General features: G+C 51.8%; 25 protein-coding genes. 5 read left to right on the top strand and 20 right to left on the bottom strand.

Features of this window, described 5'->3' with window-relative positions; translation table 11 throughout:
- Positions 1–129: 129 nt before the first annotated feature.
- The gene (locus HQN87_RS22945; RefSeq protein ID WP_173138027.1) at positions 130–405 is read right to left on the bottom strand and encodes a DUF6171 family protein; all 276 of its coding nucleotides are present in this window, start codon (positions 403–405) and stop codon (positions 130–132) included.
- Positions 406–418: 13 nt separating this feature from the next.
- On the bottom strand, positions 419–1,915 hold the full coding sequence (locus HQN87_RS22950) for an alpha-N-arabinofuranosidase (protein ID WP_173138029.1): 1,497 nt from the start codon (positions 1,913–1,915) through the stop codon (positions 419–421).
- Between the two features lie 187 nt (positions 1,916–2,102).
- Between HQN87_RS22950 and HQN87_RS22955 the strand changes: the two genes are divergently transcribed.
- Together HQN87_RS22955 and HQN87_RS22960 are read left to right on the top strand one after the other, a co-directional pair.
- Positions 2,103–2,516: a peptide deformylase gene (locus HQN87_RS22955; protein WP_173138031.1), complete on the top strand. Its 414-nt coding sequence runs from the start codon at positions 2,103–2,105 to the stop codon at positions 2,514–2,516.
- 14 nt (positions 2,517–2,530) lie between these two features.
- Positions 2,531–3,469 (top strand): SAM-dependent methyltransferase, encoded by a 939-nt coding sequence (locus HQN87_RS22960; RefSeq protein ID WP_173138033.1) that lies wholly within the window; start codon positions 2,531–2,533, stop codon positions 3,467–3,469.
- A gap of 163 nt (positions 3,470–3,632) precedes the next feature.
- On the opposite strand, the gene HQN87_RS22965 is transcribed toward HQN87_RS22960, so the two are convergent.
- From HQN87_RS22965 to HQN87_RS22985, 5 genes are all read right to left on the bottom strand, one after another.
- On the bottom strand, positions 3,633–4,574 hold the full coding sequence (locus HQN87_RS22965) for a 5'-3' exonuclease (RefSeq protein WP_173138035.1): 942 nt from the start codon (positions 4,572–4,574) through the stop codon (positions 3,633–3,635).
- A gap of 27 nt (positions 4,575–4,601) precedes the next feature.
- The gene (locus tag HQN87_RS22970) at positions 4,602–4,967 is read right to left on the bottom strand and encodes an arsenate reductase family protein (RefSeq protein WP_173138037.1); all 366 of its coding nucleotides are present in this window, start codon (positions 4,965–4,967) and stop codon (positions 4,602–4,604) included.
- A 437-nt stretch (positions 4,968–5,404) separates the two neighbouring features.
- Positions 5,405–6,499: an RluA family pseudouridine synthase gene (locus HQN87_RS22975; protein WP_173138039.1), complete on the bottom strand. Its 1,095-nt coding sequence runs from the start codon at positions 6,497–6,499 to the stop codon at positions 5,405–5,407.
- On the bottom strand, positions 6,496–7,062 hold the full coding sequence (locus HQN87_RS22980; RefSeq protein ID WP_173138041.1) for a cob(I)yrinic acid a,c-diamide adenosyltransferase: 567 nt from the start codon (positions 7,060–7,062) through the stop codon (positions 6,496–6,498). Before HQN87_RS22980 ends, HQN87_RS22975 begins: the two co-directional genes overlap by 4 nt.
- Positions 7,063–7,141: 79 nt before the next feature.
- The gene (locus tag HQN87_RS22985) at positions 7,142–7,906 is read right to left on the bottom strand and encodes a class I SAM-dependent methyltransferase (RefSeq protein WP_254075619.1); all 765 of its coding nucleotides are present in this window, start codon (positions 7,904–7,906) and stop codon (positions 7,142–7,144) included.
- Positions 7,907–8,211: 305 nt separating this feature from the next.
- On the opposite strand from HQN87_RS22985, the gene HQN87_RS22990 reads away from it, so the two are divergent.
- Positions 8,212–10,233, top strand: a complete 2,022-nt coding sequence (locus HQN87_RS22990; protein ID WP_254075620.1) for a methyl-accepting chemotaxis protein — start codon at positions 8,212–8,214, stop codon at positions 10,231–10,233.
- A gap of 46 nt (positions 10,234–10,279) precedes the next feature.
- On the opposite strand, the gene HQN87_RS22995 is transcribed toward HQN87_RS22990, so the two are convergent.
- From HQN87_RS22995 to HQN87_RS23020, 6 genes are all read right to left on the bottom strand, one after another.
- Positions 10,280–11,176, bottom strand: a complete 897-nt coding sequence (locus tag HQN87_RS22995) for an alpha/beta fold hydrolase (protein ID WP_173138045.1) — start codon at positions 11,174–11,176, stop codon at positions 10,280–10,282.
- Positions 11,177–11,766: 590 nt separating this feature from the next.
- Positions 11,767–11,961 (bottom strand): aspartyl-phosphate phosphatase Spo0E family protein, encoded by a 195-nt coding sequence (locus tag HQN87_RS32445; RefSeq protein ID WP_246553693.1) that lies wholly within the window; start codon positions 11,959–11,961, stop codon positions 11,767–11,769.
- Between the two features lie 258 nt (positions 11,962–12,219).
- Positions 12,220–13,437, bottom strand: a complete 1,218-nt coding sequence (locus HQN87_RS23005) for an aminotransferase class I/II-fold pyridoxal phosphate-dependent enzyme (protein ID WP_173138047.1) — start codon at positions 13,435–13,437, stop codon at positions 12,220–12,222.
- A gap of 13 nt (positions 13,438–13,450) precedes the next feature.
- Positions 13,451–13,945, bottom strand: a complete 495-nt coding sequence (locus tag HQN87_RS23010) for an Lrp/AsnC family transcriptional regulator (RefSeq protein ID WP_173138049.1) — start codon at positions 13,943–13,945, stop codon at positions 13,451–13,453.
- A 133-nt stretch (positions 13,946–14,078) separates the two neighbouring features.
- Positions 14,079–14,477 (bottom strand): spore coat protein, encoded by a 399-nt coding sequence (locus HQN87_RS23015; RefSeq protein ID WP_436836487.1) that lies wholly within the window; start codon positions 14,475–14,477, stop codon positions 14,079–14,081.
- Between the two features lie 56 nt (positions 14,478–14,533).
- Complete coding sequence (locus HQN87_RS23020) at positions 14,534–14,767, bottom strand: hypothetical protein (RefSeq protein WP_173138051.1); 234 nt, start codon at positions 14,765–14,767, stop codon at positions 14,534–14,536.
- 181 nt (positions 14,768–14,948) lie between these two features.
- On the opposite strand from HQN87_RS23020, the gene HQN87_RS23025 reads away from it, so the two are divergent.
- Positions 14,949–16,184 carry an NAD(P)/FAD-dependent oxidoreductase gene (locus tag HQN87_RS23025; RefSeq protein ID WP_173138053.1) on the top strand — a complete coding sequence of 412 codons (1,236 nt, stop codon included), beginning with the start codon at positions 14,949–14,951 and terminating at the stop codon, positions 16,182–16,184.
- Positions 16,185–16,255: 71 nt separating this feature from the next.
- On the opposite strand, the gene HQN87_RS23030 is transcribed toward HQN87_RS23025, so the two are convergent.
- The 5 genes from HQN87_RS23030 to HQN87_RS23050 all read right to left on the bottom strand — a co-directional run bounded on the left by HQN87_RS23030 (position 16,256) and on the right by HQN87_RS23050 (position 23,030).
- Positions 16,256–17,449 (bottom strand): YncE family protein, encoded by a 1,194-nt coding sequence (locus HQN87_RS23030; RefSeq protein ID WP_173138054.1) that lies wholly within the window; start codon positions 17,447–17,449, stop codon positions 16,256–16,258.
- 286 nt (positions 17,450–17,735) lie between these two features.
- Positions 17,736–19,295, bottom strand: a complete 1,560-nt coding sequence (locus tag HQN87_RS23035; protein WP_173138056.1) for a flavocytochrome c — start codon at positions 19,293–19,295, stop codon at positions 17,736–17,738.
- A gap of 125 nt (positions 19,296–19,420) precedes the next feature.
- Positions 19,421–21,031 carry a DcuS/MalK family sensor histidine kinase gene (gene dcuS, locus HQN87_RS23040; protein WP_173138058.1) on the bottom strand — a complete coding sequence of 537 codons (1,611 nt, stop codon included), beginning with the start codon at positions 21,029–21,031 and terminating at the stop codon, positions 19,421–19,423.
- A 189-nt stretch (positions 21,032–21,220) separates the two neighbouring features.
- The gene (locus HQN87_RS23045; protein ID WP_173138060.1) at positions 21,221–21,577 is read right to left on the bottom strand and encodes an FMN-binding protein; all 357 of its coding nucleotides are present in this window, start codon (positions 21,575–21,577) and stop codon (positions 21,221–21,223) included.
- 22 nt (positions 21,578–21,599) lie between these two features.
- The gene (locus tag HQN87_RS23050; protein ID WP_173138062.1) at positions 21,600–23,030 is read right to left on the bottom strand and encodes a flavocytochrome c; all 1,431 of its coding nucleotides are present in this window, start codon (positions 23,028–23,030) and stop codon (positions 21,600–21,602) included.
- A 204-nt stretch (positions 23,031–23,234) separates the two neighbouring features.
- Between HQN87_RS23050 and HQN87_RS23055 the strand changes: the two genes are divergently transcribed.
- Complete coding sequence (locus tag HQN87_RS23055; protein WP_173138064.1) at positions 23,235–23,693, top strand: hypothetical protein; 459 nt, start codon at positions 23,235–23,237, stop codon at positions 23,691–23,693.
- A 146-nt stretch (positions 23,694–23,839) separates the two neighbouring features.
- On the opposite strand, the gene HQN87_RS23060 is transcribed toward HQN87_RS23055, so the two are convergent.
- Positions 23,840–24,565: a response regulator gene (locus tag HQN87_RS23060; protein WP_173138066.1), complete on the bottom strand. Its 726-nt coding sequence runs from the start codon at positions 24,563–24,565 to the stop codon at positions 23,840–23,842.
- 378 nt (positions 24,566–24,943) lie between these two features.
- The gene (locus tag HQN87_RS23065; RefSeq protein ID WP_173138068.1) at positions 24,944–25,564 is read right to left on the bottom strand and encodes a DUF4291 domain-containing protein; all 621 of its coding nucleotides are present in this window, start codon (positions 25,562–25,564) and stop codon (positions 24,944–24,946) included.
- Positions 25,565–25,598: the final 34 nt, after the last annotated feature.

Consider the following 25,598-nt stretch of genomic DNA (forward strand, 5'->3'; position numbering starts at 1 on the left):
CAGACTTCCCATTACAAACCAAAAACACCTCCAACCCGCTGCAATTATGCAGGTTGGAGGTGTTCATATAGCATTGCCTCTATCTTCTATCCGCTATCTTCTACCCGCTCAGCCGCTTACCCCCAGCCGTCATTCCTGAACCGGCTGCCACATCCCGCCGCCCGGCAGCGGACAGCCGCGGGCCTTCAGCCGGGCCACGACAGGTATAATACAGCCGCAGGCGGTGCAGGTCACGCCATCCTGCAGCTTGGGGCAAGCCCCGCAAAGGGCAAGCCGCTCGGCATAGACCTCGTCTGAAGCGGTATTGCCGGGGTTGAACATGGACGAGGCCAGAATCCGGGCAATCTGCGCGTCCGTTACCTTGTACTCCTCCCGGCATCCTTTGCAGGCTGAAGTGGTTGTCATGCTGATGCTCTCCTTACGCTTTCGGAGTGATTGCCAGCACAGTTACCGACATTGGCGGCAGCTCAACAGTCAGGGTATCACCTTCAAGCTTGAAGGCGTTGAACGCCTGCGGCTTTACAGCTTCCGGCTGCTCAAAAGTATTGTGAGCATCAATGGAAGCGCCAGCAAGTGTAGTACCGCTTACGGTTGCTGATTGTCCAGCCAGTCCGCGCAGCTCCAGCGGCAATACTGCCGGTGCAGCGTGATTCAGGTTGCACAGGCTGACATGAATAACGCCCTCTGCTGTGACGGAAGCCGAAGCCGATACTTCAGGAATCTCTACGCCTTCATAGCTGTATACCGGGCTGTCTACAGTCAGCTCCAGCAATTCTGCATCCTGATGCACCTTGTACATGTTGAATACATGATAGGTTGGAGTCAGGAGCATTTTCTCGCCTTCGGTCAGAATGACAGCCTGCAGCACGTTAACGGTCTGGGCAATGTTCGCCATCCGCACACGGTCGCTGTGCTTGTGGAAGATATTCAGGGTCAGACCGGCAACCAGCGCATCGCGGATCGTGTTCTGCTGGTAGAGGAATCCCGGGTTCGTACCCGGCTCTACATCATACCAGGTGCCCCATTCATCGACGATCAGGCCTACTCTTTTCTCAGGATCGTATTTGTCCATAATGACACTGTGACGGGTCACCAGCTCATCCATGAACAGCGCCTTCTTCAAGGTGTTGAAATATTCATCCGTTCCATAGCCGGTAGCCGCACCTTTATTCGCCCAATCGGAAGTCGGCAGGGTGTAGTAGTGCAGAGTAAGGGAATCCATGAAGCGGGTAGCTTCGCGCATCAGCACTTCAGTCCAGTTATAGTCATCGGCATTCGCACCGCAGGCGATCCGGTGGATCTTGTTGTCTCCATAGTTGCGCACATAAGTCTGATATTGGCGGTACAGATCAGCATAATATTCAGGACGCATATTGCCGCCACAGCCCCAGTTCTCATTGCCCACGCCGAAGTAAGTTACACTCCAGGCCTCTTCCTGGCCGTTCTTCTGGCGCAGCTCAGCCATCGGGGATACGCCGTTAAAGGTCAAATACTCCACCCATTCGGACATCTCCTGCACGGTTCCGCTACCTACATTACCGTTGATGTACGGCTCACATTCCAGCATCGCGCAGAGGAGCATGAATTCATGCGTACCGAAATGGTTGTTCTCTACCGCGCCGCCCCAGTGTGTGTTAATCATACGCTTGCGCTCTTCGCTCGGGCCGATACCGTCCTTCCAGTGGTATTCATCGGCGAAGCAGCCGCCCGGCCAGCGAAGTACCGGAATCTTCATTTCCTTAAGCGCTTCCACTACGTCGTTGCGGATACCCTTAGTGTTCGGAATTGGGGAATCTTCGCCCACCCAGATGCCTTCATAGATACAGCGTCCAAGATGCTCAGCGAAATGTCCGTAGATGTTGCGGTCAATCTTACCTTTGCGGATGTCGGTGTTCAGTACAATGCGTTCTGCCATGGGAAGTTAACGCTCCTCTTTAGGTTAATATATTTGTTAATCATTTAACACTTATATTAATATTATAGTCAAGCTTCCTCCGGTTCGTCAATCTTTATCTTGCACAGCACACAGCGCCCCCCGCATTTCACTTCCCGGCAAAAAATGATATTATTAACACACAAATAACGCACAAATGGAGAGTATGATGATCAGACCTATTTGTAAAGATGTAACGATACTAAGCCAGCGGTCCACTCCGGCGACGGACAAGGATCTGATGGTGTTAATGGATCTTGTGGAAACCCTGCGCGCCAATTCAGACCGGTGTGTCGGCATGGCTGCTAATATGATCGGTGTCAACAAGCGCATCATCGCCATCCGCATCGAGCATCAGCTGACCATCCCAATGATCAATCCGGTGATCAAGAAGCGCGCCCGTCCTTATGAAGCCGAGGAAAGCTGCCTGTCGCTTGAAGGCGTACGCACAACGAAACGATATGACTATATTGAGGTAGAATATTTCGACTATAATTTCAAGAAGCATTATGAGAAGTTCACAGGATTTGCGGCGCAGGTCATCCAGCATGAGGTGGATCATTGCGACGGCATTGTCATTTGAACTAGGAGACAACCATGCAGACATTCAATAAAGCTGTTGCCGAGCAGATTCTGAGGAATGAAGTTGATACCCGCACGCTTTTGTCAGAATACCCTGAATACAAAGACGAGGTGCTGCTTGAGATCAATGCCATATCCAGCCGTGGACGATCCAACCTCATTCAGCATTCACTCCGGAAATATACAAGCAGTGCAACCATTGCCAAGAATAAAATTGTCAAAAGCGGCTTCAATCAAACCACCATCAACACCTTTCTTCCCCATATTATCAAGGCCCGCTTTGCGATTTATCTGATTGAACAGCTGCAATTTGCAGTTTCCTCGGAGACCTCTGCCGGACCCGTGCGCTTCAATCTATGGGATGGTTTCATTCTGCAGAGACTGCTGTTCCGGGAAAAGCTTGTTCGCAAGCCCGTTTCTCTTATCCTGTTCCGGGTATTCTGGAAACTGATCATCAACCCCAAAATTCTAATGCCGCTTGTTAATAAACAAGGGATATATTGTTTCTATTCCAAGCCTTTAATCAAGCAGCTGTCCGCTCTGATCGGTGATCGTGAGTGTTTGGAGATCGCTGCGGGTGACGGCACATTAACCGGATTCTTGAACGATAACGGTACGCCATGCACAGCAACCGATGATTATAGCTGGGCACACTATATTTCTTATCCCGCTCATGTAGTACGAGCAGACGCCAAAACCGCATTGAACCGCTATGCTCCCAAGGTTGTCATCTGTTCATGGCCGGTCCCCGGCAACCCTTACGAGAAGCATGTCTTTCACTCCGGTTCTGTGGAGATGTACATCGTTATTGGTACCCGTGACCCTGCGATAACCGGTGATTTTGATTCCTACTACAATGCCAAAGATTTTGACATGGAGCTGAATGAGGAATTATCCCGCCTCATCTTGCCGCCGTCCGAGGACAACGCTGTATACATCTTCACCCGCAAGTAGACAAGGCTTCACCGTCCTCTTAAAGGACGGCATTCGTTTCAGCGAGAAATAGAAGGATAATCTATCATGTGAAACATATAAATTCTTCTATTTAAAAAAAGACAGTATTGCTCCCAAATAGGTGAGCATTACTGTCTTTTTGTACTAATTCTATCGTGCTGCTTCAGCCCAAATCTCCGAGTTCAATCTGTACGATTCCCCGGTCATCCCGGGCCTCGGCGATCCCGCCGATCAGATGCATCAGGCTGCCGAACTCCAGCTCGTTGAACTTGCGTGCCGCGTTATCCCGCTGCAGCGACCACAGACAGTCCGCCAGTTCACAGACCACCGGTACATCGCAGCGGATTTCCGCCAGCTCCCGCGAGAGATGCAGCATGTCGAGGTCAGCTTCGATTTTGGCCCGTACGCCTTTGGGCAGCAGATGCAGGTTCTCGATCACACCTTCCACCGTACCGTATTCGGTCAGCAGCTTGGTTGCGGTCTTCTCGCCTATGCCCTTCACACCGGGATAATTATCGCTGGTGTCGCCCATGAAGCCCTTCAGGTCGATCACCTGCGCAGGAGTAAGTCCCCGTTCAGCCAAAAGTTCCGCCGGATCATACACTTTGTAGTTGGAGCGGCCTTTTTTCATAATCACGACCTTGACACTGTCATTCACCAGCTGCAGCATATCGTGGTCACCCGTGAGAATATAGACCTCCGACTCCCCGCTATAGCACGAAGCCAGTGTACCGATGCAGTCATCTGCCTCATAACCCACCAGACCGATATTCGGCACGCCCAGCTCGGCCACCACTTCCTTCACCAGATCGAACTGCGGAATCAGCTCCAGCGGGGCGTCAATGCGGTTGGACTTATAGCCGTCATACTTCTCCGAGCGGAACGTGCCCTTGCCCATATCCCAGCAGCAGACCACATGTGAAGGCTCAAACGTACTTACCGCGTCGAAAAAATACTGCAAAAATCCATACACCGCATTCGTCGGAAGCCCGGCGCTGGTCTTGCGGATATATCCTCCATAAGAGGTAGCATAAAAAGCCCGGAACAGCAGAGCCATTCCATCAACGATCATTACCCGGCCCTTCATTTCTGTTTCTGTGCTCATGTGTAACCTCTCCTTGTATTCTGTAATTTAGGCGTTGCTCCAGGCTTCAGCGTACTGATCCTCTTTGTAGCCGACAGTAACCTGCTTGCCGTCCGTGACGACCGGCCGTTTAATCAGCATCCCGTGGGCGGACAGCAGCGCAAGCTGCTCGTCTTCGCTAAGATCCGCCAGTTTGTCCTTCAGGCCAAGCTCTCTATATACTTCACCGCTCGTATTAAAAAACTTCTTCAGCGGCAGTCCGCTGTTCTTCACCAGCACGCGCAGCTCCTCTACGGTAGGCGGCTGCTCGGCAATATGCTGGAGGGTAAGCTCATGCCCCTGCTCCTTCAGCCATTTCACTGCGCTGCGGCAGGTGCTGCATTTGGGATATTGATATACCTTCAAGTCACTCATCGGATTCTCCTTCGTTCCCTGTCAGAAACCCCGCAATCTATGCTGCCAGATCAGCATCATACGAGTGCGGAGGCTAGTGGTAGTAGTTGATTGTGCTTCGAAATTATATTAAGTGGAAATTGTACACCTGCTCCTCCTCAAACTGCACGATTGAAGGAATTAGATGGATTAATGACACTTAAATCAGCTGTTATCGTTACTTTGCAGTCCATTGGTTAATTTTAGCTGTACTTTTTCCACTTGCTTACCTCAGAACCGTCATATGACTGTAAACAAGTGCACTCTCGCACTTATTTACTCTTAAGCCCGGCACTTCAGCAGCAGCTGCATCCGGCCTATCCGGGACGTACATCACCGGCCGCAGCATTCCTCTATTATTCCGCCAGCATACAGGTTCCCAGGCTCCAGATACCTTCGGATATCAGCAAGTATGCGGTTCAACGGATTGCCGACTGCCGGAGCTTCTCCTGCAGCAGCACCATATCCGGCGGCAGCGGCGCTTCGAAGACCAGATCGTCATGCGTGACCGGATGCCGGAAGGACAGCCGCACCGCATGCAGCGCCTGCCGTGGAATGGATGCGTCCAGCTCGGCGATCTGCGTGAGCTGCGCCGCTTCCGCGGGCGACAGCTTCGCCTCTTGCGTCTCGCCGTAAGGCGGCACCAGCCCGGCCTCCCGCTTCTTCTCCTCCAGCTGTGCACCGCTAGGCTGACTCAGCTCCGTCCCGAGCTGCACGCCTTCCGGCAGCCGCCCGTACAACGGGTGACGGTACATGCCGTCACCGATCAGCGGGCAGCCTATAGAGCTCATATGCACCCGGATCTGATGGGTGCGCCCGCTCTCCAGCTTCAGCTCTACGAGTGAAGCTGCACGGCCATAGACCTCCTTGACCTCGTACCGGGTCAAGGAGGGATAACCATCCGGCGTCACGATCCGCCGGTGCGGCTCCAGCGGGTCGCGGTCGATCGGACCGTCGATATCGCCGCTGCGCGGCGCCGGAACGCCGTGCACACAAGCGGCATACCGCTTGTCCACCGTTCCGGCGATCATCTGCTCGGAGATATGCTGATGGCTGTAAGGATTCTTGGCAATGACCAGCACACCGGAGGTCTCCCGGTCCAGCCGGTGGACAGGGCGGAAGCGGACCCGCTCCCCCTTCTCCGCCCAGTAATGGACCACTCCGTTCGCAAGGGTCTCGGTATAATGGCCATGGGTAGGATGGACAATCATCCCCGCAGCCTTATTCACGACGAGCAGATGCCCGTCCTCATACAGAATCTCGAACGGGATCGGCTGCGGCAGAATATCCTCCGAGGTCTCCTCCTCCATCCGGATCTGCACCAGGTCCCCGCTGCTTACCTTGACACTGATATAGACACGCTCTCCGTTCAGTGTAATGCCAAGGTCCGTCATTTTGAGCCGGGACAGCAGCTTACGGGAGACATCCATCCGCTTCTGGAGGATGGTTTTGAGCAGCCATCCGTCTTCGGACGGCGGTACATTATAGGAGATTGGCGGATAATAGCTGGTCATTGGTTCCGGAACACCTTTTTGCTGCGCACGTACTCTACGTCAGCAATCTCGAGCCGGGTATTGGCGGCACGGGCCAGCGCGAAGAAATAATCGGATAACCGGTTCAGATAGATCACAGCCTCCGGGTTAATATCCGCACTCCGCCCCAGGGTCACAGCCCGGCGTTCGGCACGGCGGCAGACGGTCCGGCAGACATGCAGCACGGAAGACAGTTGGCTTCCCCCGGGCAGAATGAAGCGCTCCAGCACCGGATTCTCGGCCTGCAGCACATCAATCCAGCCCTCCAGACGTACGGCCATCTCGCTTTTGACTTTATATTTGTTCTCGCTCAGCTTCACGAACGCCAGGTCCGAACCACAATCAAACAGCTCATGCTGAATCTCCAGCAATTGCTCGCGGACATCCGCGAACCGCTCGTCCTCCATCAGGCTCCGGGCCTGGCCGACGAAGCAGTTGAGCTCATCTATGGTGCCGTAAGCCTCAACGCGGACATCGTCCTTGCCCACCCGGCCGCCGATGACTGAGGTCTCGCCTTTATCGCCCGTGCGCGTATAGATCGCCATCGAAATTCCCTCCTAAGTTGCAAATCACATAGTAATAGTGTAATCGTTCTTAGGTATGGTGGCAAACAAAGTTCAACATTTACGGCTTGCGGAACGTTATACAATACATCAGGCCCTTGCATACTTCCTTGTATTCGATCTCCAGCATATTAGGCGGAATAAGACCAAGCATCCCGGGCATCTCTTCCCCCTGCTGAAAATACCCCTTAACCACCGGCACCTTCCCGTACGTCCCCTTCACCAGCTTCTCCGTCTCATCGGCAATCATCAGCCTGGTGCCCGGCTTCGCCACCCGGATCATCTCCAGCACCGCAGCAAGCGGATCACTGAAATAGTTGATTCCGCCGACATGGTAGACGCAGTCGAAGCTGTTGTCCCGGAAAGGCAGTCTCTCGGCCGTCCCCTGGAACAGATGAGCCTGCAGCTTCCAGCGCTTCACATTGCACACCGCCTGCTTCAGCATTCCGCTGGAAATATCCAGCCCGTACAGCTCCGCCTTCGCTCTAAGATACGGGAAGTTATCGCCGCTGCCCACCGAGGTCTCCAGCACACGCTGACCGTCACGCAGCTCAAGCGAAGACAGGAACTGCGCTCTGTAGCTGCGCTCCCCGCCGAACTTCAGGGCGAAGTAGGCCTTGTTGGACAGCCGGTAAAAGCGGGCAATCCGGTTGTACAGCTCCAGGTACTTTTTATTGCTGCCTTCGGCATCCTCTTCTTCCAAAAAGGCCAAAAACCCGTGCTTCCACGGATATTGCCGCCCGTTCTCCGGGTTGACGGCCCCCGTCTCCTCCAGCTTAAGCTCACCGTATGTACTCGGGTCCCTGAGCATTTGTGCTTGCAGCATCTCTATCATCCTCTTCCCTGACATCGTACAGTTCAGCCGCTTACTCTGAAATGTTCTTGAGTATTCATTATATACCTGCAGTCCGAAGCCTCCATCCGTCCCCGGGTCTGCCGCAGACTCAGCCTCAGGTCGTATAAGATACGACATTTTTTTATTTTTTTCGACAAAAGATAACAACTAAATGAGATCTCCAGCCGATGATATTCAATATACTTGTTTAAAAGTTTCACTATCATAATGGGGGGATTCACATGGCAAATGTTGTTCACAAGGGAAGTTCAAGACTCCGGTTCAAAAGCATACGTATGAGAACATTTGCATTCATCCTGCCTATCTTCCTGATCACGCTTCTGCTGGTCGCCTTATTGTCGTACCTGTATTCCAAGAATATGATCCGGGATGAGGTCAGACAAAAAATGGATTTGCAAATATCGGAGCTTTCGGGCGAAATTAATGCAAATCTAAATGAACACAGTAAGGTTCCCGAGGTGCTTGCACGGACGCTGGAGAGCCGTGCCACTGCATTCACGCTGGATCAATACAGAACCATGATCAGCCATGCGCTGACAGCGAATACAGACACTTTTGGGGCCGGTATTTATTTTGAACCGGGACGGTATGACCGTAAGCTGAAGTATTTCTCTACCTATGCTTACCGCGACGGTGCCAAGATTGTGACTACAGAGCAGTACAATGACCCGGAATATGATTATCTTAAGCAGAATTGGTATACGGCCGGCAGGGAGCACGCCGGCATTACTGATCCGTTCTATGATACGGTTACCAAGACGACGATGAGTACGTTCAGCGTGCCTTTTTATGATGAGGCCCATCAATTGCTGGGTGTGATGGCTGGTGATATAGATCTGCAGACGCTGCAGAACCGGATTGAACAGACCAAGGTCGGGAATACGGGCTGGGCCTTCCTGCTGGACAAGCAGGGCAATTACATTGCCGGACCTGATCAAGAGAAGAATATGCAGCTGCAGATCACCGCCGAACCGGATGCAGAGCTGGCCGCAGCGGGAACAGCAATGCTTAAGCAGGACCGCGGGATGGTTACATACCCTGCTTCCGGCGAACTCATTCAGATGTATTATGAGAAGCTGCCGGATACCGGCTGGACTCTTGCCCTCGCTATTCCGGAGAAGGAGCTGTACGCGCCGCTGAAGGGGCTGCTCCGGTCGATTGTGCTGGTTAGTCTTATCGGTCTTGTGCTGACGTTCGCGGCGGTGTATCTGTACAGCCGATATATTACCCGGAAGCTGGCCCGCGTCAGTGAGATGTCCCAGCGGATGGCGGCAGGGGACTTCACGGGGAAGCTCAGTGTGGACAGCCAGGATGAGCTCGGCGATATGGCCGGACATATGAACCGGATGATTGACAATCTAAGCGGACTGCTGGGAAGCATCGCCGACCACTCGCTTCAGGTGGCTTCCACCTCGGAGGAATTAATGTCGAGCGCCAATCAGACCAATCTTACGACAGAGGTCATTGTGGAGAACATTCAGGATCTGGCGGGCGGGGCGGATACTCAGCTTCAGTCTACCCGCGAGTCTGCAAGAGCCATGGAGGAGATGGCCGCCGGAGTCCAGCGGATTGCGGAAGCTTCGATGGACACGGCCCAGGCAGCCGGACGGGCTGCCAGCCAGGCGCAGAATGGGCATTCGGTGATTATGGAGGCCGTGGAACAGATGGAGGAGATGGAACGGGCCGCAGCAGATACCTCCGGCTTGATTGAGTCCCTGAACTCCCAGTCCAAGCAGATCGGAAATATTGTCGGACTGATTAAAGGCATCAGCGATCAGACCGGTATGCTGGCCTTGAATGCGGCGATTGAGGCGGCAAGAGCGGGTGAGTATGGACGGGGCTTCTCGGTCGTTGCCAGTGAGGTGAAGAAGCTGTCCGAGCAGACGGCAGAGGCTGCCGGTCATATCAGCAGCCTGATTCTCGAGATTCAGCAGGGAAATCTGGCTGCGTCGGATGCCGTGCTTGCCAATGCTAACGCCGTTCAGGAAGGCTCACGGATGGTTGGGGAAGCGGGGCGCCTGTTCACGGACATCCTCGGCGGCATCGGCGAGATTAACTCCCAGGTTCATGAGATGTCCTCCTCTTCCGAGCAGCTCCTGGCCGGAACGGAGGAGCTGACCTCCTCAGTAGAACAGATGGCCGAAATCGCACGGCAAGCCGTGGAGCGTTCGCAGAGTGTGGCTGCTTCCTCCGAGGAGCAGCTGGCTTCCATGGAAGAGGTCGCCGCTGCCTCTACTGAGCTTGCGAAGATGGCGGACGGGCTGCAGCAGGCAGTGGCAACGTTCAAGGTGAGCTAGAGCAACAACCCCCTGGGCTGTCCTCGGACGGACACAGGGGGCTTTTTTAGATGTGGACGTCCCGTCCCTTCAGGTAATCTATCAGCTCACGGTTAACTCGCTCTGGTTGCTCATGATTTAGGCCATGCCCGGCATCCGGTATGACTGAGTAACGAAACCCGCCGTCCTCAAGTATCCCTAAGAATTCCTTCTTATGACGCAGCTTATAATCACCCAGCAGAAAATAAAGCTTATCCCTTACTGCAATCGCTTTCTCTTTATCGTATGGCTGAAGCTTATGGGGAAACATGGCCTGCTGATTATGATTTTTCATCAATAACACCAGATGCTCTCCGACTTCCGGGTGCTTGTCAAAAAAGCCGGACGCAGGCGAACTGAGCTTCCGGGCTACTTTCAGCAGATTGCTATGTGTGGGAACAAGAATTTCCGGGAACATCATCAACAGCGTATGTAGCATGCTTTTTAACGGGGCAGTGACCATTCCTCCTTCCATGCAGACAGTCTTCAATACTCTTCGCGGCTCGTGAACTGTATAGTTGAAGGCCATGTACGCTCCGTTCGATACCCCTGCCACATAAAAGTGCTCAAGGTTCAGACCATCTGCAACCCCGTTCATCCAATCTACCTGATCAAAAGTCCGTTTATTGAACCTCTCACCTGGAATACTCTTCCCCGGTCCTCCCAGCGTATCTACTGCAATACAATAAAAATGCCGTGACAGCTCCTTCATATTGAGCAGCCACATCACGGCCGAATTATCACCTACCCCGTGGAACAAAAGCAAAGGCGGATTCAACGGATTGCCCGATGATATACAATGGGTCAGACCGTATTTTGTAGTAATAGTTGATTCCCGGTGCTCTGTTCCCCACTGCGATAGCAGTTCGTTATAGGAGCTATGAACCCGTTCTTTACCGGAAGCGCTTTTAAATACCTTGATCATGGATCTTTCCACCTTTTGGATTTGGGATGGGTGCTATTGATTCTATTGTCATGAAGTGCAGAACCAGCTCTATTGATGGAACAGGAACAGTAGCCGTAGTTATAATACTATTTTATGGATAAATAAGTAAATGAACAAAAGACGAATTCCTCATGAATGCAATTCTATGCACCTCCTAATTTGAATGGGGGAATTCAGCCTGGAAGACGCACTATTTTAACCTGGGTAAGGTATTAATTTATCCTCTGGATGATTGTATTGTCCAAAGCAACGGATATCGTTCTTGAAGGGCGGCTATCTCCTCCCTCACTGCACAAGCAATTGGATAAACGTATCTTATTTGAGATGATTTCGAGCGTCTGAGGTAATTAGTTGGAGAAACGTCATTTAATTTCGTACGTTTCCTCTACTCTGATTGATTTGCGGTCTATTAAGTGTTGTTTATCCAACTGCTTCCTTGCAAGGTCTCATTTGTTCATTAGCAAGTGCTGAAAATCCAACTGCTTCCGGTCACAAAATCCGGTCACAAAAAAAGGACATCTCCCGCCAAGGAGACATCCGTTATACTAACATTACGCCGCGGCTTCGCGCTAATCCCGCTTGCGGTGGCGGCCTCGCATATACTCATTAATCTTGAGATCCAGCAAGCTGCTGATTGCAATGACATTATCCGAGGTGAAGGAATTCTCCTGCATAAAGAGCTGTTCCATTCTGCTGCGGAGCATCTGAATTTCATCTTCCAGCGAGAGCCTGCGTGCATCAGCATCCCCTCTGGCAGGATGTATCCCGCTTCCGGAACCACATTTCCCGCCATAGGAAGGTAAGTAATAATCTGCGCTCAGCACAATCACCCTTCCTGATGTATTATTGCGCGGCACCCGGACAGAGAATATGTAGTGCTGTTCGTCCGGCCTTGTGCGCCCTATTCCCGGAATAAGAGGTCCATGTAAGTGTATTACAGGTGTTTCTTGTCCTTATAGTTAAATAATACCATGTCAAAAGGTGATCGGCTATAGTCCGATTTACTTCTTTCTGGATGCCTTCTATGCCCCTTCCCGGGCGAGTTCTGAGACAAATGCCCCAATTCGTTCAACCGCTTCATTCAACTGGGACACTGAGGTAGCATAAGAGCAGCGCAGGTAGCCTTCACCGCCCAGACCGAATACACTGCCCGGGACCGCTGCAACCTTATATTCCAGCAGCAGGCGCTGGGCAAATTGGTCTGAGGTGAGTCCTGTGCGCTGAATACTCGGGAACGCATAAAATGCGCCTTGCGGCTCATGACAATCCAGTCCCGCCTCCCGCAGCCCTTTGACAATCAGTCTGCGGCGCTGGTTATAAGAGTCTGCCATGCGGTCTTTCTCTTCCATCCCGTTGGTCAGTGCCTCCAGTGCAGCCACCTGGCCCATCGAAGGCGCACACATAACAGTGTACTGGTGAATCTTCAGCATGGCGGAGATCAGATCCGGGTGGCCGCAGGCATAACCCATCCGCCATCCGGTCATGGCGAAGGCTTTGGAGAATCCGCTGACCAGGATGGTCCGGTCCAGCATCCCCGGAAGGGATGCGAAGCTGACATGATTGCTTCCATAGGTCAGTTCAGCATAGATCTCATCCGAAATGACAATGAGATCGTGCTTCTCCACTACCTTGGCAATCGGCTCCCAATCCTCACGGCTCATGATTGCGCCGGTCGGATTGCTCGGATAACAGAGAATCAGAATCTTGGAGCGCGGGGTGATCTTGGCTTCCAGATCCTCAGCAGTCAGCTTGAAGTTATTCTCCCCGAACGTCTCAATGCCAACCGGAATCCCGCCGCCAATCGCTGTAATCGGAGAATAAGAGATATAACAAGGCTCGGGAATCAGAATCTCATCTCCCGGGGCGATCAGAGCCCGGAGCGCCAGATCTATGGCTTCGCTGCCGCCGACCGTGGCGATAATCTGGTTCGCAGGATCATATTGCACCGCGAAGCGGGTATGCAAATACTCGGCAATGCCCTCACGAAGCTCCGGCATTCCTGCATTTGAGGTGTAGCCGGTGAAGCCGCGCTCCAGCGAATAGACGCAAGCCTCCCTTACATGCCACGGGGTCTTGAAATCCGGTTCACCGACACCCAGCGAGATAATATCCTTGCTGCCTGCTGCCAGGTCGAAAAACTTGCGGATGCCCGACGGCTGAATCTGCTGGACCAGCGGGGCCAAATAGGAGTTCATGGACTTGCTTGTATCTCCTGTATGCTGACTGTTATTAATGATCATGACATTACATCCTTCACGGAGATATCATCAGACGGTTGTCTTCCTCATGCTCTTCAAAGATGATACCGTCCTGTTTGTATTTTTTGAGCGTAAAATTGGTCTTGGTTGAGAGCACGGCATCAATCGGCGACAGCTTCTCTGAGACAAAATTGGCGACCTCGCGCAGATTGCGGCCTTCCACTTCAACCAGCAGATCGTAAGCCCCCGACATCAGATAGACTGACTTCACCTGCGGATACAGATAGATCCGTTCGGCAATACCTTCGAAGCCGCGGCCCCGTTCCGGCGTGATCTGCACCTCGATCAGGGCAGTCACCCGTTCATCATCCACTTTATCCCAATTGACAACCGTCGCATATTTCACAATAACATGATCCTGTTCCATTTGTGCAATCACGGATTTAACATCTTCTTCTTCCGCACCAAGCAGGGTCGCCATTAAGGCTGTTGAGCTTCGTGCATCCTCCTTGAGCAGTTCCAGCACTTTCCTCTTCAATTCTTCATTCATTTCCTAGCCTCCTGCGAAAAGAGTTTAGTATTAATATGACATGAAAATAACCGTTCTGCAAACAAAATAACCCCGCCGGGGCGGGGTTATTTTAGATGAAGCGCTCTTATGCTTCACCAGTCAGGCGTCAGGGTTACATATAATAGGAACCGTTATTATGCTGCTGCACGTTAGCCTGATGCTGCGGAACATTGGAGCCGTGGTTGTAGGCACCTGCTCCGCCCGTTTTCTCGCGTACGAACTGCTGCAATTTCTGCTGGGTCTGCTGGGCACTCTGAATCTGTTTGTCCACATCCTGGCGCAGTGCTTTACCGGGAGGGGCATACATGTTCATCTGAGACATCTGCATGTACAGATCCCCCTGAATTCTGAGGGTATCCATCGTTAATTCATTGAACACCCGTCTTACTGCCGGACAATTCGATTCTGTGGCTGCTGTTGTATACTCACGGACTGTCCGCTTCAAATCGGCCAGAATCGTGTAGAGTAAATCCTCATCCGCCATAAATGGCGTTCCATTGTGTACGTTCACCGTAGTACCTCCTTAAAGTTTGTGAGCATCTGCTTCCGGTTGCTGAAGACTGCTACTTATTGCGGCTGGGTCGGCGCATACTGCTGATGCTGATGCAGCAGCTGTACCAGCATATCCATATGGTGGGTATGACTCTGGATCTGCTGGATGCAGATTCCCTGAACCGTGGAATTCTGGGTGGTTCCGGCTGTAGCAGCCAGCTGCTTAATCAGCAAATCCTCGTTGGAAATGGAATCGGCGATGTATTCCAATTCTTTTCCGCTAAGTGCCTGCATTTGGTTAGATTGCATGTTCGGTATTCCCTCCTTCTGGATGTTCAAGCGTTGCTTAGTATGCCTCAGAGGGAAAATCTTTATGTGCCACCAGGCACAATGAAAGCTCACACCATAATGGACTAACCCTGCGGCTTCGCATAGTCTCTGTTAAATTGCAAATACTAATACTTTGGATATACAAAGGAGCGACCAAACCATGAGACTTATCAGCGGGCATCTGCCCTGGGAGCATACCCTGCTTCATCCTCCGGTGTATCCGGTACTTACTGAAGACATCACCTGCGACTGTCTTATTGTGGGCGGCGGTATGGGCGGAGCCATGATGTCCTACCGGATGTCCCATAGCGGAGCAGACACCGTCCTCATCGACAAAAAAACAGTCGTCACCGGAAGCTCCCACGCCAATACGGGGCTGCTTCAGATCGCCAATGACAAATCGCTTACCTCCTGCATGAATACCTTCGGTGAAGAGAACGGCGTGCTGTTCTATAAGCTCTGTCAGCAGGCTATGCGTGCTATTCTTGAGCTGCCCGGCAAGCTGGATATAGATCCTCAGATTATGGAGCGCAGCAGCTTGCTGTACGCCAGCGTGCCGGAAGACGTACCTGTTCTGAAGCACGAGAATGAGAATCTGATCAAGCACGGCTTCGACTCGGAGTTCTGGGATGAGGATACTATCCGCTCGCATTATTCCTTCTCCAAGCCCGGTGCATTATTCTCCAAAGGCGATGCGGAGACCAATCCGCTGCGGACCGCGCACAGCCTGATTCAAACAGCGCACTCCGGCGGGGTCCGGGTCTATGAGCACACTGAAGCCCTTCATTACGAGTACAATGCTGACGGTGTAATCTGCCATACAGAGAATGGCCGGATCTTCGCGAAGAAGGTAGTGTTTGCCATGGGGTATGAAACCCAGGAGATGAAAAAGGACCGGGGCGCTGAGCTGATCAATACCTATGCCATTATGACCGAGCCTCTCGGCAGTCTCCCTAAATGGCATGAACAAAGTCTTCTCTGGGAAACGGCGCGGCCTTATTTGTACTTCCGGACCACTCCGGACGGCCGGATTATTGCCGGAGGCAAGGATGAGGCGCTTACCAGTCCCGAGCGGCGGGATGTCCGGGTGCTCTCCCAGGGCCAGCGTCTCATAGAAGAGCTGGTGGCCTTGTTCCCTGAACTCCGAGGCGTCCAGGCCGAATATTCATGGGGAGCCGTATTCGGCACTACCCGTGACGGATTGCCTTATATCGGAGAACATCCGGAGTATCCGCATTGTTATTTCATTGAGGGCTATGGCGGGAACGGGACCGTCTACAGTATGATCGCCGCCGAGCTGCTGGCAGATACGCTGGCCGGCAAGATCCGCCCGGAGCTGGACCTGTTCTCGTTGACCCGCCCTGCCAAGCCGGCGCCCTCTCCGGCTGTTATGTAGAAATGAGCTGCCCGGAAGCCGAATCTCCGGGCAGCTCATCTTTTATCTCCTAAGAACCACTGAATCTGGGATTATGAACTGACCACTGTACCCGAATTCTGCGTTTCGTAAGAGGCGACAATATTCTTGATAATGACATTAGAATCACTGGAGCCAGAGCTAATGTCAATGGCTGCCCCGGCAGCTGCGGTTGCCAGATCAATCGGAACAATAACCGATCTCTGTTCCACGTAAGCCTTGGTGCTATCCTGAGTAATCGTCAGATCGCCTGCGTAATAGAGTTCAATGAACTGAGATACCGTTCCCACCTCGTTATAAATTTGTAAGCCACACGGCGTATTGGCTGTAGGTTGAACCGTTATACACACGTATTGCGGGTTGGGAGATACGCGAATCTGGTCCTGACCTCTATAGCTTTTAATATCCCTAAGTTTTACGGGAGTAATCTCTCCGCTAGCTTTTATAGAGAGATCCTCAAAATATTTAAGATAGGCCTTATTGGGTGGCGAGGTAGTGAACAATTTAGCCGGTGCGCTGCCAAAGTAAACTCCGGATACCGTATTATCCAGCACACTTGTGTTTTTCTCTTCACCCGGAGTTGCACCGTTAAAATATTTCAGGAAGCCGTTCGGTCCCAGCACTCCCACAGTATGCCCATCAGGATGAATCACAAGGGGGTTATGGGGAGGATCAAAGGTAAGCTCAGAATTCATTCCAAATGTCGAAATCGAGTTATTATCAACCGAAATGGTTAAGATATAATCCTTGTTATCCTTATATTTACAAGCAACAAAGACAAGCGGGTTGTTGTCGGAGACGGCGAAGGCAAAGGGCTGGCCAACTCCAGTAGGGAGGGTTGTCAATACCTTATTGGTACGGTTATCGATGACCGTGATGGAGTGATTATTGGAATTGGCGACGTAGGCTTTTTGACCAAAGGGATGAACGATGACCGCCGTAGGAGCGGCAGGAGCTAAAGCCGTTACTCCACGGCCGACAGGTAAAGTAGCCATTACTTTATTGTTCTCGGTATTAATGATGGAGACACTGCTCTCGCCCGTGTTAACCACATAGACCTTGTTTCCCAGAGGGTCCATGCACATAGCGCCAGGCTGAGAACCAACCGGAATATGGGTGACGATGCTATCATCCGTGGGATCAATGACGGCAACTCTCCCAAATCTTACTCCAACCTCATAGGAAGCATAAAGGTAAGGAATCGAACCTGCCAAAGTACTGCTGTTGCTGATCTCGTTCTGATTCATTTGTAAAATCCCCTTTCTTGTAGCTGGACCTTATGGACTCACTGGTTCCAGCAGACCGACAAGCTGATGCAGGCGCGCCAGTTGTTCCGGATTCTGCATCAGGTTGTCTGAAGTAGGATATGCATTAATTTTCCAGCCTGACCATCAAAATGTCCTGCCGGGACGCAAAAAGGGCATTTGATAGCCAAGAGATGATAGAAGAAAAAAGGATGCCCGCACAGGCCTGACGGCTGTGGAGCATCCTTTTTTCACTCTAAGAATAGATAGAACCCATATGGAATATAGCTTATTGTTCTTTGACAAATTCAGCGGACTTGATCCCAGCCTGGCGGCCGAAGATAATAATCTCGGCTACCGAGTTGCCGCCGATGCGGTTCTCACCATGCAGCCCGCCGACCACTTCACCTGCTGCGAACAGGCCTGTGATGGCTTTGCCGTCTTTGTTCAGGACTTCAGTATTGGTGTTGATGACCACACCGCCCATAGTGTAGTGAATCCCAGGGCCGATCTGAATCGCGTAATAGGGGGCCCCGGACAGATCATGGTCCATGCCGGTAGTTCTGCCGAATTCTGCATCCGACTTACTCTTCACCGCATTGTTCCAGGTATCCACAGTAGTCTTCAATTCAGCGGCAGGAACCTTCATTTGTTCCGCCAGTGCCTGCGGGGTATCTGCTGTCAGGACCACGCCCATCTTGATGTATTGCTCCACTGCTTTGACGCGGGATTTCACTCCGGAATCAAAGACAAGATAAGCTGTTTTCTCAGGGAGAGTATTGATCGAAGCGGTCACCTTGTCGCGGGTATTCATTTCGTTGCCGAAACGTTTGCCTGCACTGGATACGAGGATAGCCCCTTCCCCACGGACAGCCTCGCCGATCAGGTAGGATTTCTCCTGCTGTACTGTCGGGTGAACCTGAATCTGATCCATATCGACGGTGGTTCCGCCGACTTTCTCAATCATCGTGATGCCGTCGCCGGTGCTGCCGATCTGATTGGTGGTTACCAGCCCTTCCAGGTCGGGTCTGACTGTAGAGATCAGTTCCTTGTTCGCACCGAAACCTCCGGTGGTCACGATAACCGCTGCTGCACTGATGACTTTCTCATCAGCCTGGTTGAACAGAACCTTGACGCCGTTCACCTTACCGTCCTGCACTGTAAGCTCCTTCACATCCGCATTAACGAACAGCGGAATCCCTTGCTCCTGAACATTCCTCACGAGTCCTGCAACCAGATATTGTCCGACAGCAGAGCCGTCTTCCGGACGGTGGGTACGCTTCTCTTTCATTCCGCCGGTAATCGTAATGTTGTTCAAGCGGATGCCAATCGAATCGAGCCAGTCAATCGCACTTGCGGAGCTATCCACGAAGAAATGAAGTAATTCCTTGTTGTTCGTGTCGTGACCGCCCTTGAGTGTCTCTTCATAGAACAGCTCATTGCTGTCTTCGATTCCCTGCTCCTTCTGGAACTTCGTCTGCGAAGCGTTCATCCCGGAGGAGGATTTCGTTGTATTACCGCCTGCCACCGGCATCTTCTCCAGAATAACCGGGTTCATGCCGTTTGCCTTGGCTTCCAGCGCCGCAGACATTCCTGCTCCGCCTGCACCGACAATGACGATATCATATTTATCTTGTAATTGATCGTACGGTGTATAGCTCGCTTCGGATGCTCCCGATACGGCTTCGGCTGTCTCTTTAGGTGCAGCGGTTGCTGCAGGCTCTGTGGCCGCACTGTTGGTTCCTTTGCTCTCCTTGGTGCTGCTGCCTGCATTGTTGCTTCCGCAGCCCGCGATAACCAGCATCACAGACAGAACGAGGATGAGCGTCGCTGTTAATCTCTTATTCATTGTAAGACTTGCCCCCTTGTGCATATTTTCACAATTATCATAGAGGCAATAGAGGAGGTTTTGGAAGCTTCCGTAACTAATTAAAGAGTTTTGTAACTAAAGTAAGTGAATAGCCGTCACAAAGTCTACATCTCCTCTTCCTTGACCGCATAGGGCACATCCACGATAAAATGGGCTCCCGGACCGCTGCCGGCGGCAAGCTGAACATGGCCGTTAAGTTTATCCACACTTTTCCTGACCAGATACAAGCCGATCCCCCGCTGTTCTCCCTTGGAGGAGAAGCCCTGGACAAAGATCTGCTCCTGGAGGTTCACCGGAATTCCAGGGCCGTTGTCGCTTACCTCACATAACAGCCGCCCCTCTTCATATTGAAAAGCAAGTTCAACCCGCTTACCGGCTGGCCCGCGGAACTTCCCAAGCACCTCCAGCGCATTATCCAGCAGATTACCGGCAATGGTGATCAGCTCATGAATCACCTGCGGATCTGCCGGCTCCGGCAGATAGCTGTCCTCTGTCAGCAGCAGTTCAATTCCCGCTTCGCGCGCCCGGCTCAGCTTACCCAGCAGGAAACCGGCCATTACCGGATCTTTGATCTGTCTCGTAATCGACCCAATCTCCTTCTGGTAGTTGCTTACGGTGCCCAGAATATATTGCTGCAGCTCATCATACAGGCCCATATGCGTCATGCCCATAATCACATGCAGCTTATTCATGAACTCATGGGCACCGGAGCGCAGGGCTTCTGCATAGACGGAGACTCCCGACAGCTTCTCAGCCAGCACCGCCAGTTCGGTCTCATCCCGGAAGGTGGCAATGGCTCCGACGATTGTACCGTTGACCCGGACCGGCAGACTGTTCACCAGCAGAGAGCTGTCCCCCAGCTCCAGTTCCCGGTCCTGTACCCCCTCACCGTTCAACAGCACCCGCTCCAGGCGCAGCTCCGGCCAATAATCGGCTATCTGCCGGTTGATGGCGCTTCCTCCAATCCCCGCCGCCTTCAAGAGCCGCTGGGCCTCCATATTAAGGATCGTAATCCGCGCTTCCTGGTCTACCGCGATAATTCCCTCACGCGTAGATTCCAGCATAGCGCTGCGCTCCTGCAGCAGCTTGGAAATATCCGCCGGCTCCATGCCGAAGACCATCCGCTTGATCCGTGCCGCCAGAATGAACGAGCCGCCTGCTCCAAGTAAGGCTCCCGAGACCAGGATCACGATAATCGTCCATTCATTCAGACGGACCAGCCGCTCGACCCTCTCCAGTGACAGACCGGCGATGACCACTCCCACCTGATGTCCCCGGTTGTTATAGACCGGAACGAAGCCCCGCAGCGACCTGCCCAGCGGCCCTGCTCCTTCCGAGATGCTCTCGCCCCCGCGCAGGGAGATTTCCTGCCCTCCTCCGGCAAAAGGCAGACCGACCAGAGAATCATCCGGGTGGGAATAGCGGATACCCTTCATATCGGTCACCACTACAAACATAATGTCATTGCGGCGGGCGATCCTGGAGGTGTAGTCCTGGATCTCCTTGCTGTTTCCTTCACTAAGGCCCTCTGAGACCAGCGGGATCAGGGCAATCGTACGGGCAATCGTAATCGCCTTATCCTCCAGTGCCTGCCGGGTCTGGGGAATAATCTGATTGCGGAAGATAAAGTATAAGATCAGCAATACTAGCAGCACAACGGCAGAGACCATGACGGCTACCATTGTCCTGAGACTGAGGCTTTTTGTTTTGCCCATGGGCACAAGCCCTCCTTCCAACCCTCTATACAATATCGAACTATATTTGTTGAACTTGAATTTGTAAAGCTCCTCCTTAGGAACGGTTCGAGGGAATGAAGCAAGCCCAGTCCTGCTGCCGGAGACAGGAGGGCTGGGCTTGTATGGCTTGTGTACAACCTTTTCACCTAAAATAATAGAATAGCTAGCTTACTTCTTCTTGGCTTGCTCCAGTGCCTGAGCCACCGCTTCGATAATCCCACCGCTGGAGCCGGAAGCACCGGAGAGGGCGTCGACGCCTTCGGTGGTCTGCTTTTCGATAATTTCGGGAATCGTATTCTCCACCGCCGCATCAATCATAGCTTCGGTTTCCTTATGCTCCTTAACGGTAATGCCCTCAATTTTCTCATCCTTGATTTCTACTGCGACTTTAATATCGCTCTTTACGCCTTTGCCTGTACCGTCATACGTCCCGTCCACATACTTGCCGGAAGAAGAGCATCCCGTCACAAGTACAGTCACAGCGGCGATCGCTGATAACAGCATGGTTTTTGTCCGCTTTTGCATGGATAATTCCTCCTTCTATGATCTATTTCTTAAGCGACTTCACGGCTTCGTCTGCTGCAATCCGGCCGAAGGTGGTGATGTCCGCCAGCGCATTTCCGCCAAGCCGGTTAGCGCCATGCACCCCGCCGGTCACTTCGCCCGCAGCATACAGCCCGGCAATCACCTGATCCTGGGTATCCAGCACTTGCGCGTGACTGTTAATGGCTACTCCTCCCATCGTATGGTGAATTCCCGGTGTTACCTGAATAGCGTAATATTTGCCTTGCTCAAAAGACAGCTTAAGATCCGGCCGTTCAAACTCTGTATCCTTGCCGGAAGCGACGAATCCATTGTAACGGTCCATCGTATCGGTCAACGCTGCAGCATCTACGCCAATCTGTTCAGCCAATTCCGCTGGGGTCGCCCCTTCTTGTACCAGATCCATTCCAAAATAAACTTCAGTCGCCTTCAGGTTGGCACGCAGCTCATCATTGAAAATAATGTAGGCCACCTTGCCGGACTGGGCCAGAATGTTCCGGGACACGACATCGCGGGTCAGCAGTTCATTCGTGAATCGTTTACCTTCGCTATTCACCAGAATCGCACCGTCTCCGCGCACGCCTTCGGTGATCAGCACGCCTTGACCCGGAATGGTAGTCGGATGAATCTGAATCTCCTTCATATCTACCAGCTTGGCCCCGATCTTCTCGGCCATCTTTGTTCCATCGCCCGTCGCGCCCGGATGGTTGGTAGTGGAGAACCCCTCAAGCTGCGGCTGGTAGCCCTTGATCATATCCATATTGGCTCCAAAACCGCCGGCCGCCAGAATCACGGAATTCGCGCTGATCGTATAATGCTTGCCTTCCTTATCCGTCACCTTCACTCCGGTAACCACGCCGTCCTTGTTCTTGACGATCTCATCCGCAGTCGTCTGCAGCCGCACATCAATCTTGTCTTCTTCCAGCTTCTTCTTCAGTGCAACCACTATGAAATTACCTGCCGCCTCTCCGCCCGCCGGACGGTGAATCCGGTTCACACTTGCACCGCCTGCGCGGCCTACCTCAGACAGCTCGGCTCCGTTCTCCTTCAGCCATTCTACTGAAGCGGTCGCGCCATTCGTAAGCGTTCTGACCAGCTCCGGGTTGTTCAGGTTCTTGCCGCCCTTCATGGTGTCCTCATAATGCAGCTCAGGACTGTCGGTGATGCCCGCCGCAGCCTGATAAGGTGTGCCTGCGGCATTCAGCCCGCCTTCCGCGCGGACGGTGTTGCCTCCGAGCATAGGCATTTTTTCAATTAAAATAACCTTCGCACCCTGATTATGCGCTTCAATGGCCGCGGTCATTCCCGCCCCGCCGCCGCCGATAATAACAATGTCCGTAGACTCCCCTTTGTTACTGCTGCAGGCTGGCAGCGCCACCAGACTTGCCAGCAGCAACCCTGTGCCCAGCAGACTTGCCCATCTCTTTCGGTTCATTGATTGTTCCTCCAATTGTAATTGTGCATATTTTCACAATCATCATAACCTGAAAGAGACCTCCCTCCACTATTAAGTGATTAAAGAAATAATATAGTGATTAAAGTAATAATAAAGTAAATAAAGTTAGTACATTTGCCCGGATGTGTTTATAGATTTATAATGGGGACTTACACGACTGTATTACTAGGAGGAGCAGAAACTATGGAAAAAAGCCAAAAATATATGCTTGCCGGAACGATTTTGGCAGCAGCAGGGGTCTCTCTGATCACCTATTCCGCAAACCGCTATACTTCATTCAAACGAGTCGTTGCCAGATCACTTACTCTGGAAGATATCGCTGCCCTGGAGATTACCCGGTTGTCTTCTGTTCCCGGCGAACAGAAGGATATTGTCGTTACTGAACCGGAAGCGATTAGACAGATCTGTGAGGACTTCTCTGACGTCCGCTTAATGAAATCAGCCCGAAATGTCAGCTCCGGCAGCAGGTACAGCTATTACATTACCATCGTACAGACGGACCGCAAGCAGCGCTTCGATATTATTCTGAAGGGTAAGCAGCATATGATTATCTATGACAATGATTTGAATAACCCTCACTTGAAGGCTTACAAAATTATGAACCCGTTCAACCCGCTGGCCTTGCAGCAGGCCTTCGAGTGATTCAGCGCACGCTTAGGTATGGCACAGCATAATTACTTCACAGCATTTCGCAACGGCTATGGAGTCATGGACCGCCTGGGGGCAACCTCGGGACAGCCGTGACTCCACACTATCCCCAGCTATCCTCATCGTTCCGTTCCACCCGATTATAAGTACTTACTTATCCGTTCATACCCCTCCGGCTTCACCCTGTACATATAGACCGGTCTGCCCACCGCGCCGTAGCTAAGCTCCATTTCCAGAATTCCCGCTTCGGTCAGAAAAGCCAGATATTTGCGGACAGAGATCCGCGAGATCGGCGCATGGCTGCTGATATCCTCCGTGGAGAATACCGGACTCTCCAGCCGGTTGATCGTGCTCCAGATGCTGTCCAGTGTGCCTTCAGCCAGCCCCTTGGGCAGGGCCTGCGGCAACAGAGCCGGCTTGTCCTCTTCGGTACCGAGCGAATGGCGCAGCAGCTTATCCAGCTGCTCCTGACTGAGATGCTCCTTGTGCATCAGCTGATAATCTTCACGGTACGCCGATAACGCCGCCTGGAAGCGGGCAAACTCAAACGGCTTGATCAGATAATCCACCGCCCCGTTCTGCAGCGCCTTGCGGATGCTGGCATTGTCACTGGCCGCGGAGATCACAATGATATCCACCTTGCTCCCCTGCTCCCGCAGGGAGGAGAGCAGCTGCAGGCCGCTGGTATGCGGCATATAGATATCCAGCAGCATGAGGTCGATGGACTGCTCCTTCAGCAGCTTCATCGCCTCATCTCCTGAAGGGGCCCAGCCCCCAAATTCAAAGCCCGGAATCTGCTCCAGATAATGACGGTTGAACTTCGCCACCATCGGGTCATCTTCTACAATTAATACTTTAATGTTCATGGGTTCTCCTTATCTCGGACAAATATCTGTTCCTGTAGCGGTTCCGTAATGCCTGGTCTATTGTGGCTTACCTTACGCAGTAGCCACCCTTAACAATATATCATTACACCGGGTAATTTTGGAGGAATATGCCCTGATCCTTTTGCTGTTCCCTTCATGTAAGCCTTCTGACAATAGCGGCTATTTATTACCTTATTACTGCTTCCAATGGAAAGGAGAGTATACACCTAAGACAATAAAAAACAGATTAATCATGGTCGTATCTGACCATAATCAACCTGTACTATCCTCTTCTAGCGAAGCATTGATTTTACTAATTTTGATACTCAGAGACATAATTCGTTTATATTACTGGTCTTCCAACTACGAAGCTCTGTTCTAGCTTATTAGTATACCAAGCGTTTTTTTGGTAGAGTCTTCCAGTGGATACTCAACTTCATTCGGCAACATATCAATCCTAAAATTATCAGATCGTACCGCTTCTCTAGCATCTAGTACATACTCAGTTATATCATTAATTTCTACAATCCATTTGTATAGATAATTTTGTACCATATCACCCTTCAAACCCAATTGTATTGCTCTCCTTGTCAATTGATTCCCATATTCATCTCTATCAGGGTCCCATTGACATCTTACTTGAGAATTAAGTAATTTCCTTTGCCATTCGTTATAAGAGGTATATATTTCAGGATCAAATGCGGATAGGATTACATTTGACAGGATTGTGTTAAAACCCTCTCTAGTTATATCAATTGCTAATATCCTTTCTTGGTTAGGTTTAGTTCCCCATCCCGATCGATACATCATCCATAAAAATGATGGCTTTATCCAAGTCATCCTATTTATTTTAAAAGAAGATCCAAACCTACCAAGTTCCAACACCTCATCTGCAATTTCGTGATTATATGCCTGATATACTCTAATTGTCTCAAGATTGTAAAGTGCCATAATTCTTTTCTCTTCTGCAGTTATTGTAGTATTTTTATTTTTCTCCATATACGGTTATTCCCTCACAAGATATAAAGTTTAG

This window comes from Paenibacillus tritici (assembly GCF_013204885.1).
Classification (GTDB): domain Bacteria; phylum Bacillota; class Bacilli; order Paenibacillales; family Paenibacillaceae; genus Paenibacillus_AQ; species Paenibacillus_AQ tritici.